The following is a 9,904-nucleotide window of genomic DNA, read 5'->3' on the forward strand; positions in this document are numbered from 1 at the left end:
GTTGTAGATTCCGAGGTTGCGCCAGCCGTTGGGTTTCTTGACCTCATGGGTCAGGCCGTGGGCATTGTTGAGGCCGACGGCCCGGGCCAGCAAATCCTGCGGGCCTCCAGAGTTTTCCCTGCCCATCATGTAGGTGGCGACACGGGTCGAATCGCTGAGGAAGGCGAGGTAGATGAGCTCGTAGATGGTCTGCACGTAGGCCCGGCTGTCGCGTACGGTGACCTCAAGATTCAAGTGGCGGGCATCGACTTCGGGAAGGGCGGTATCGATCCATTTTTCGGCCCTGTGCAGTTTAATTTCGGTGTCGCGGACGGCATCGAGGTATTGTTGGAGCGTTTCGCGGTCGTGGCTGGAGAGCTTGCGATTGAGCGTGTTGACGTTGGCGATGAGGAGATCGAGCGCACTTTTGCTACGAGCGAGTTTGTCGCGGGTTTCCTTTCCTTGGGTGACGAAGAGGCGGTCAAAGATCTCTTTGGGACGGCTGATAGAAGGGATGGGACGGCCTTGTTGGTCGAAGGAGGAAGTATGTGTGGCGCGCGGAGCGCCGGTTCCAGCATTGGTAGAGAGAACGAGTGAAGAATGGCGAGTGTGGCGGCCAAACTCTTCGGCGATGACTTGGTCGAGTGAAACGGTGTTTTTATACGGCCCCTCGCTTCCGGTGGCAGCACCGGTGAGGTATTGATCCGCATTGGCGTGACCGTGGACTTTGCGCGAGGCGGGATGGGAGAGGCCGGAGTAGATCGTGATATCGTTGCGTAGCGGTTCGAGGACATCGAGAACCTTGGTGAGGCGGAAGTCGCGTTCGCCTCCCTGCGGGAACCAGCTCCAGTCCTTCCAAGCCGGGTCATCCTGCCGGGGAAGGCCCACTCCGTCCGGATGGTAGATGCTTACAAAGCGGGCCAGCTTTTCCTGTGACTCGCCCTTGGCGGCGAAGGTCTCCATCCATGGCAACGCGAGGTCAATACCGGCACCTTTAAGGAAGGTTCGTCGTTTCATCACTACTCGATTATTTCTCATGTTCTTTTTCCCCCACGACCTTTTCACTGAACAAACGGCTGTGAATAATGATGGAAACGAGGTCATTCAGGCCGTTTCCACGTTTTTTGAGTTCGGCTGCTATTCTATCTAGCTCACTGCGGTCGGCAAACGACATCGGGCGGCCTAGAGCGTAGGTGCTCAATTTGTGAACCATCGCTTTTGTGAACTGATCCTGCCGGTCGGCCATGAGGTAGCTTTTTAATCCCGTCACTCCTTCCAGTGCTTTGTTGTTGTAGAGGACGGCGGTGGCATCAACCGGCTTGTCATTGATGGTGGTGCGGAAGCGCCCGATGGCATCGAAATTTTCCAACGAAATCCCCCATGGATCGATCTTGGCGTGACAGGACCGGCAGGCGGCATTGTTGCGATGATCGGCCATCCGTTCCTTCGGGGTCATTTTGAGAATCCGGGGGTCGGTGAGATCCACCTCGGGAACATTGGGCGGCGGTGGTGGTGGCGGGTCGTGGAGCATTCTTTCCAGAAGCCAAACGCCGCGTTTGAGCGGATTGGAATCCACCCCGGTGGAATTCATGGTGAGGACGGCCCCAGTGGTGAGAAGGCCGCCGCGGTTGACTCGGGCATCAATGGGGACTTTCCGAAATTCCTGCCCGGTCACGCCGGGGATTCCGTAGTGTTGTGCCAAGGGTTCGTTGATGACGAGGTAGTCCGATTGGAGGAAATCCACAATGCTGCGATTGTTGCGCAGGACGTGGTCGAAGAAGGCATGCGGCTCCGCGATGAGGTTTTTCTGGAACGCTTCGTTGTAAAATGGGAACTTCAATGGATCGACGACAAGGTTGTCCAAGGCCTCAAGGCCCAGCCATTGTTGGACAAAGTGTCGGGTGAATCGCTTTGATTTGGGGTCAGCCAACATGCGCTGGATTTGGGAATCCATAGTCTTCGGCGATTTGAGTTTGCCGGAAAAGGCGAGGTCGAGGAGCTGGGCGTCCGGAATGCTGGACCAGAGAAAGAAGGAGAGACGATTGGCCAACTCCAGGTCGCTGACGGTGCGGGAAGGTTTTAGGGATTCGGTTTGAACGAGATAAAGGAACTCGGGAGAGGCCAGCACGGTGCCGAGGACTTCTATCACGGTTTCTTGGAAAGTGGAGAAGCTAGGACGGTATTTTGTGAAGAGCTGGTGGTAGGCTGCGATGTCGCCATCCGTAATCGGACGTCGCCACGCCCGCGTCATGAAGCGCTTCAGAATCTCCCGGACATACGCGTTTTCATCCTTCCGATTTGGGCTATCGAAAAAGATGGCGGTGTGGGACTTTGGCGGCCATGTCTCGTAGAGTCCGGCTTCAACTTCGACGTAGTCGATTTCCAGATTTACCGGCGGGTTCTTCCCTCCTTTTCCGGTCGAGGAAATGTTGTGGATTTCGAGATACTCCGTGCAGTTGGGAAAGCTTCCGATTTCGTACATTTTTCGGAAGGGGTTTCGCGGCAGCCCCGCGAGCGGAACATCAAAGGTGACAAACTTCGGATCCTTGGTGGAAGCGGTCACTTCAACGTCCCGCTCGCTGACGATGACGGAACCTCTTCCCTCATTGTTGCTTTGAAAGCCGAAAACCAATCTGAGGTTTGCAGACTGCCCAGGCTGGCACTCGCTTGCACCGACGCGAATCCGGACCCGTAGGATGCCTTCATCTGGAACCGAGTTTCCGAGATCGAGGTGGAACTGTCGGGAAGGCGGGAGAACCGCGACGACGTTGGAGACCGGCGGGATGGCGGAGGTGGTTTTGTCAGGTTTGAGATTCCAGATCCCTTGGCGGGATTCACCATCTAGGATAACGTAGTAGGCCCAGTTATAGGAAAAGCCCTCACCGGTGTCCTTGTTGACAACGTGGGTATACCTGATGTCTTTGGCATTCGCGGAATTTTTGGGAGGGATGGGTTTCTGTTTCAAGGCGGAGGCTTTGTCCATCGCCTCTTGCATCGGGATCTGCCAGGTCACCACCTGAGGGCGGTCTCCTTCGACGGTTGCTTTTTGCAGGGCCTCAATGGCTATCTCGCGATAGGTCTCTAGCTGCGTCACCGACATCTGGAGATACTTCGAGCTGTTTTTGAATCCGTCTTCGGACGTGTTTTCGGGCGGGAGTGCCTCGGTAAACTGAAGGTTGAGATCTAGCAAGTCCTGCAGGGCGTGGTTGTATTCGTAGTTCGCCATGCGGCGGAAGGAACCGTGACCTCCGGCATTTCTCCGGGCCTGGGAGGCCTTTTGCATTTCCTTCCCCAACCATTCGATGATCCGGGCTCTGTCCTCGTCCTTGAGATGGTAGTTCGGTTCGTCAGCCGGCGGCATCTCGCGTTTGCTGAGGACATCGTAAATCTCAACCCACCGATCGACGTCCCTTCCAGTGAGAAGATTTGGATCCAGTTGGTCGATTCGAAGTCCCGCATTGGACTTTTTCGGACCATGACAAGCGGTGCAGGATTTTGCGAGGAGCGGAGCGACGAACTTTTGATAGTCGTCACGATTGGCCTTCGGCATGGGTTCCGCCGTGCCGGCGGGGTGAAATGATCCTGCCAGCGCAACGACCGTCAGAGTGCTGGCGAATTTTGTTCGAAAGTGGAGAGGCATAATTGAGTTTCCGGACGGGGGCAACGGGTTATTTTTTGACTCCCCAGATCTCTTCTAGAAGATCGTAAAGGCCCGGATCATGTTCCTTAAGCTCGGCCTGGACGAAGGGGTAGAAATCGTTTCGATCAAAGTTTAATCCTGACGTTTGACTGGACAGTTTTTAGACTACGAGATTGTAGCATTTTCGCTCCGGGGTGGCAAGGAGATTGGCGCTACAGGGGCGGCTCCGGCGCTTTTGTCACGGGACTACTCACCGTCACCCCTGGTCAGCCCCTCACCGTCATCGTAGGCGGTGGTGGTATTACTGGTGGTGGTGGGCGCTCTGGCATCCGCAACGCGGGCAATACGGAACTGGTCACCGCAGGCTCGGGTGGCGGCGGTGAAATCTATAGGAACAGCAATGGTGGTGGTGGACTGACCACAGGCAATGCGGGAACGGGAACAGCGCTCGGTCGTGGTGGCACCCAGAGTGTGAGGGGAGCAACCCCTGGCCCTTTCGCTTGCCTGTACTGCTCCTTGTCCTTGTCCGATAAGCCTCGTTATGTTGCATATCCTGCTTATGATGCAGCACCCATGCCTAGCGCAATTGGCCGGCCCCCTGAGTTGTCCACAGTTATCGGCAGGAGGGGGGAGTTTGCACAAGCTGGGACGAAAATTCGTGGGTGCGTGGCATGGGGTATTAGCCTCTTTAGTGTATAACAGCCAACGGAACAGAAACGTATTCTAAGAGGCTTTCCCATCTATGGCACTCACAAAAGGGTTGTTTATGGGAGCGACAGCATGGCAAGTTTACGAACAGGCCTAGTATCTTCCTACCGTTGCCACAGCGGGCTTGTGGCCGCCTCCCGTAGCACCACGAATCAGCGCTATAGATCGTCCCATGCGCGGTAGCGCTGGGAATCAGGCAGGCGAAAATCCGAATTTCATGAAAAACGTCGTCAGCCGTTGACTAGTTTGTTATGGTGGGCGATAATCAACCTATGACAAAACTCAAGGCAGGAGTGATTGGGGCAGGTGGGATGGGCGCGACCCATGCGCGCGGCTGGGCGAGGGCTGAGGGGTTCGAGCTAGTCGCGGTTGCAGACGTGGATTTTCCCAAAGCAGAGGCGCTGGCGGAGAAATACGGGGCGCAGGCGTTTGGCTCCGTTGAGGCGCTGCTGAGCTCGGGGGTCGAAGCAGTGAGCGTCTGTCTACCGAGTGTTCTCCACCGGAGCATCACCGAGGAGGCGCTTCAGATGGGCTGCCACGTGCTCTGTGAGAAGCCCATGGCGCTCTCGGTGGCGGACTGCGACGCGATGATCGAGGCGGCACGGATCGCCGGGCGACGGCTCTCGGTGGCGCAGGTGGTGCGCTTCTTCCCGGAGTTTGCCAATGCCCATCACGTAGTCCAGAGTGGCGGAGTGGGGATGCCTGCCGTGGTGCGCACACGGCGTGGGGGCGGCTTTCCGGGCTGGTCGAGCTGGTTTGGCGACGAGTCCCAGTCCGGAGGCATTCTCCTCGACCTCGCGGTTCACGATATTGACTGGCTGCTCTGGACCTTCGGCCCCGTCGAGCGGGTCTACGCCAAGGGCCTCACCGAGCGGGGCTTTGAGCGGCTGGACCATGCGCTGATTACCATGCGCCACACCAGCGGGACGATTAGCCACACAGAAGTGACCTGGGCCGACCCGAAAGGCGGCGGCGCGACCTTTGAGATCGCAGGCGATGCCGGGCTGCTTGCCCATGACTCCCGCAAAGAGGTCTCGCTGAGCTTTCGCACCGAGACACGCACCGGAAATGGCCGCCCCCTGATCCCCTCCGACGACCCCTACGACAAGCAGATCGCCGCCTTTGCCCACGCCATTCTCAGCGGCGGGCCGCTTGCCGTGACGGGTGAAGAAGGCCGAAGCGCGATTGCGGTGGCCGCTGCCGCCCGAGAATCGTTGAAGACAGGCCGCGCAATCACACTCTAAAGGAAAAAGGACGTATGAACATGTTTTCCCCCAACCCCTACACCCGCCGCCGCCAGCAAAAAGCCGCCGCCGTCTTCGTCGTTTCGGGCGTGATTGCCGCAGTCGGGATTAGTAAAGCCCTTCGTGTACCTGCGCCGGAGTCTCCGCTCATGATCGAAGTCATCTCGACTTCATGGAAGGTACGTTTTACGGCAAACAATCTAATTGTGGTAAGTAGCCAGCGCACCGGACAACAACAGGCGCTCCTGGTTCCTCTTCGCAATCCCAAGATCGAAAAGATCACCGGACTCGCCGTTTCGGGCAATGAGGTCACCGTGCATCTGCAGAAAATCTCGGGGACGGGGCCTTTGGGCTATATCGTGCGCGACTGTACCCAGACCTGGGACGCAAGAACAGGTATCCTAAAAACACAAAGGTTCGAGTAATGCTTAAGATTGGAATTCTCTCGACGGCGCACATGCACGCCGGAGCCTACGTGGCGGGCCTGCGCGGCTCGACTGAGGCGCAGATTGTGGGGCTCTGGGACGACGACACGGCGCGCAAGGACGAGCGTGCGGCGGGCTTTGGGATTGCGGCCTACGAGACCCTGGACGGACTTCTGGATGTCTCCGAGGCCGTGGTGATCTGCTCGGAAAACAGCAAGCACCGCGCCCTCACCGAGGCGGCAGCGGCGGCGGGCAAGCACGTGATCTCTGAGAAGCCCCTCGCACCCAATGCCGACGATGCCAAAGCCATGGTGGATGTCTGCGCCAAGGCAGGCGTGCGGCTCTACACGGCGTTTCCCTGCCGCTTCTCGCCCGCGTTCTGGCAGCTCAAGAGCGCTGTCGAAAACGGTGATCTCGGCGAGATTTTAGCGGCGCGCTGCACCAACCAGGGAATGTGCCCGGGCGGCTGGTTCATTGACACAAAGCTCTCCGGCGGCGGGGCTGTGATGGACCACACGGTTCATGTGACCGACCTCCTCCGCACCCTCCTCAAAGACGAAGCAAAAGAGGTCTACTGCGAGGCCAGCAACGGCTTCGCACACTCGGACTACGACGACGCGGGCATCTCAACCATCACGTTTGAGAGCGGCGTTTATGCGAGTTTAGACGCCTCGTGGTCCCGACCGAAGAGCTTTCCTACCTGGGGTAATGTCACGATGAGCGTGGTGGGCACCAAGGGCGTGATCGAGATGGACATGTTCGCCCAGGAGTCAGTGCTCTACTCGGACAAGACCAATAAAGTCAGCTACCAGAACTGGGGCAGTAACATAGACGCAGGGATGGTGACTGCGTTCGTCAAAGCCTGCCAGGGCGATGAAACGTCGCACAACCTGCTCGCCTCCGGCATAGACGGCCTGCGAGCGGTGGAAGTCGTCGAGGCGGCGTATAAGAGCGTCGCCAGCAACCAACCCGCGCTGGTTGTGAGGAGATAGCCATGCGAGATCCAAAACTAACTGATTCTGCCGTGCAGGCGGCACTAGCACTGCACCCTGGCTGGAGCCTGCAAGATGGGATGATCTCCCGCACGTTTGCCTTTGCGGACTTTGTGGCGGCGATGCGCTTTGTCAATGCCGTGGCAGACGCGGCTGAGGCGGCGGATCACCACCCGGACATTGACATTCGCTACAACAAAGTGACTCTGGCGCTCACCACCCACGACTCAGGGGGGCTGACAGAGAAAGACTTTGCGCTGGCCGCGCAGGCCGATACACTAGCTGCGTGAAGTTTACGGTCATCGCGGAGCACGAGGGCGTCGCCACCGTCGCGGGTTGGGAAAAAGCCATTGGGCAGTTCGTCGCGCTGAACGAGCCACTCCTGCGCCTGCGAAAGAGCGACGGTACGGAGTTCCCGATTGTGGCTCCTGTCTACGGCGTGCTCTTTAAGAAAGCCGTTCTGGAGGCGGAGGCGGTCGAGGCGGGTGAGCCGCTGGCCGTTCTGGCAGGTGTCACCGAGACAAAGATACACACCGCTCCAGAGCCCGACTACGTCCCCGTTGGCTCCGAGACACGCTACACGCCCACGGAGCGCGAGCAGAGCCTAGCCCACCACCATGCCGCCGCACTGAGCCTTGTCCCGCATCAGTACACCACAATCTCAGCAAATCTCACGGAAACGCAGCGCTTGCAGGAGAAGTCCGGCGCGACGCTCTCAGCGTTTTTTATCGCTGCCGTCGCCGCTGCGCTCAAAGCCCACCCGCGCTTCAATGCCGCTTGGCTCGCCGACGACGAGATTCGGCTCCGGGAAAATATCAATATCTGCTTGCCGCAGCCCAGCGGCGCGTTTCCCGTGCTCTGTGATGCGGATAAAAAAAGCATTCTCGCACTCTCGCGCGAGCTAGAGAGCCCCGAGCTGCTTCCCACACACGGCGCGACGTTTACCCTCACGGTCGGGGAAGCCGTTTCCCAAACCCCGATTCTGCACACGCCACAGGCCGCGCATCTCTACATTGGCTGCACGGGTACCCTCACCCTCGCCCACGATCCCCGCATCGCCGATGGATTTGCCGCCACCAAGTTTCTGCGCGAGATCCAGCGCAACCTCGAAGAAACCCGCTTTCTGTTCGTCTAAAAACTTCCCTGCCCTGAGGGAAGGGGCCAGGGGATGGGTACGATGGGCCTTAAACCCCCGGCCCCTTGATGCGTCCGATGCGCTCCAGAATCCGCTTGGTCTCGCTCTGGCGGTGGCGCACCCAGTCGTCCCAGAGCTTGGCGGTGCTGGGGAGCTTCTCTTTGGCAATGGCGAGGCCCTTGAGCGTGTACTCGAACTGCTCGTTGAGGAGCGTACCGTTGGGATAGACCGAGAACTTATAGCGGTGCGTCCAGGTGACAAATGGCCCCTCGACTTGCTGGAAGCTCAGCAGGCGTGACTCATCGCGCTCGCTGACAGTGGCGGTGATGTCACCCCACGGACCGCCACGAAAAAGCACCAGCGCACCCACTTGCTCCGCAATTCCGGTTGCTGTCTCTTTCTGATCGTCGGGGCAGATACGCTCGTGATTGGTCAGGTCTGTCACAAAGGCAAAGACAGCCTCGGGAGGGCGCTCGATAAAAAGCTGGTACTGACGGCGAATAGGGGATGACACAACTAGCATTTTATCCTATGTTCGGCGTAACCAGAACCCGAAAAAATACGTCTTTGAAACAAGATGAAAACGCTCGCACTCTTCATGGCTCTTGTTGCCCTGCCTGCGATGGCGCAGGAGGAAGTCAAAATTGCACCTGCCCAAGACACGCCCGCCCAGGCCACGCTTGCTCACGCTGTGCCTGCACCGCCGCAGGTCACGCTGGAATCGGGGCTCGGGCAGCTCGACTGGGACCCGGTGCGCCGGGGAGCGCTGCTATTGGTGGCACCCAATAAGCTCGTACTAAACAACAAGACGCCTCTGCCACCGCCGCGCAATGGCTATGGGCTACCAGAGCTGGTGGGCTACTTCGACCAGCAAGTGGTGCGGTTTGGGACGCTCACCACTGCGGGCCCGACGCAAGTTACGGAGCTGGCCGTGCCGCCCGCTATCGAGGACATGGCGCAGGACTTCTTCCGCAATCGCCCGCCGCATGCCTTTCTGGCAAGCCTCAGCCCTAGCCAGCTCCAGCGGGCAGCGACGGCTCAAGGGATCGGCTACGCGGATCTTAGCGACGAGCGCCAGAAGTCCCTCTGGGGGAAGCTCTTTCCCGCAAACTTGAATTTCCAGGGAAGCGACAGTGTGCCGCCAGGGATGAGAGCCGGACAGACACCCTGGTACGGCAAGGGGACGCTTCCGGTGCTCTCGGAGGTGGCCCAGCGTGGCTTCCGGATTCGGCTGCGCAACTTGATCACACTCACCGTCTCGCCGGGCGGCTACAGCGTGGGCCTGAGCGATCCTCCCCAAGGATTTGTGCAAGTGGCGCTACGTAGCACACCGGTCGCGCCTGATAAATTCTACGAGTACCAGCGGGAGCAGGCCAAGACCAAGTCGGGGACACTGAAAGTGCTCTACCGGCGCAAGCCCTCGGATCTGGATCTGACGCAGGAGCGTTTCTCTGTCCCTATCTCCCTAGACGGCGCAAAAACGGTAGACGACGTGGTCAAGCAAGCGGCGCAGGCACTGCGGCTGGAGCTCTACGCCGATGCGCGAATCGCCAGCCAGCCCGTATTTATTCGAATCGCGCCGGGTCAGAGCGTCAGCGCCGCCGATGCGCTGAGTGCCATTATCCGGGCCACCGCGACGACTATCCGCCGCCTGCAAGCCGGGCAAAATATGGCTTTTCTCATCACCCACGACCGGGTGCCGCTGGGAAATACCTCGGTGACGCTCTTTGATGCCATCCTGCCCCGCGAGATGGGTAAGATGCAGGAGCAAATGTCGGATG

The 9,904-nt window shown here is 58.9% G+C and carries 9 protein-coding genes; 6 read left to right on the forward strand and 3 right to left on the reverse strand.

The features are described 5' to 3' along the window. The coding region (locus tag RMO15_RS10970; RefSeq protein WP_309711948.1) for a DUF1552 domain-containing protein at positions 1-996 on the reverse strand (996 nt) is incomplete at its 3' end. A gap of 10 nt (positions 997-1,006) precedes the next feature. Next, entirely contained in the window at positions 1,007-3,619 is a 2,613-nt protein-coding gene (locus tag RMO15_RS10975; RefSeq protein WP_309711950.1) for a DUF1592 domain-containing protein, read from the reverse strand. A gap of 980 nt (positions 3,620-4,599) precedes the next feature. Here RMO15_RS10975 and RMO15_RS10980 point away from each other — a divergent pair. From RMO15_RS10980 to RMO15_RS11000, 5 genes are read left to right on the forward strand one after another with little or no spacing between them, the layout of a single operon-like run. Continuing rightward, a complete protein-coding gene (locus RMO15_RS10980; protein WP_309711953.1) occupies positions 4,600-5,571 on the forward strand; it encodes a Gfo/Idh/MocA family oxidoreductase in 972 nt (323 codons plus the stop codon). Between the two features lie 14 nt (positions 5,572-5,585). After that, positions 5,586-5,996, forward strand: coding sequence for a hypothetical protein (locus tag RMO15_RS10985; RefSeq protein WP_309711956.1), 411 nt, complete (start codon positions 5,586-5,588; stop codon positions 5,994-5,996). Beyond that, positions 5,996-6,988, forward strand: a complete 993-nt coding sequence (locus tag RMO15_RS10990; RefSeq protein WP_309711959.1) for a Gfo/Idh/MocA family oxidoreductase — start codon at positions 5,996-5,998, stop codon at positions 6,986-6,988. Before RMO15_RS10985 ends, RMO15_RS10990 begins: the two co-directional genes overlap by 1 nt. A gap of 2 nt (positions 6,989-6,990) precedes the next feature. Continuing rightward, complete coding sequence (locus RMO15_RS10995) at positions 6,991-7,278, forward strand: 4a-hydroxytetrahydrobiopterin dehydratase (protein WP_309711962.1); 288 nt, start codon at positions 6,991-6,993, stop codon at positions 7,276-7,278. Further along, positions 7,275-8,123 carry a 2-oxo acid dehydrogenase subunit E2 gene (locus RMO15_RS11000; RefSeq protein WP_309711965.1) on the forward strand — a complete coding sequence of 283 codons (849 nt, stop codon included), beginning with the start codon at positions 7,275-7,277 and terminating at the stop codon, positions 8,121-8,123. The genes RMO15_RS10995 and RMO15_RS11000 overlap by 4 nt, the downstream gene beginning before the upstream one ends. Before the next feature lie 49 nt (positions 8,124-8,172). Here RMO15_RS11000 and RMO15_RS11005 read toward each other — a convergent pair whose 3' ends face one another. After that, positions 8,173-8,637, reverse strand: a complete 465-nt coding sequence (locus RMO15_RS11005; protein ID WP_309711968.1) for an SRPBCC family protein — start codon at positions 8,635-8,637, stop codon at positions 8,173-8,175. 63 nt (positions 8,638-8,700) lie between these two features. Here RMO15_RS11005 and RMO15_RS11010 point away from each other — a divergent pair. After that, positions 8,701-9,904: hypothetical protein (locus tag RMO15_RS11010; RefSeq protein ID WP_309711971.1), on the forward strand; the 1,204-nt coding region annotated here is incomplete at its 3' end.

The organism is Armatimonas sp. (assembly GCF_031410135.1).
In the GTDB taxonomy this organism is placed as follows: domain Bacteria; phylum Armatimonadota; class Armatimonadia; order Armatimonadales; family Armatimonadaceae; genus Armatimonas.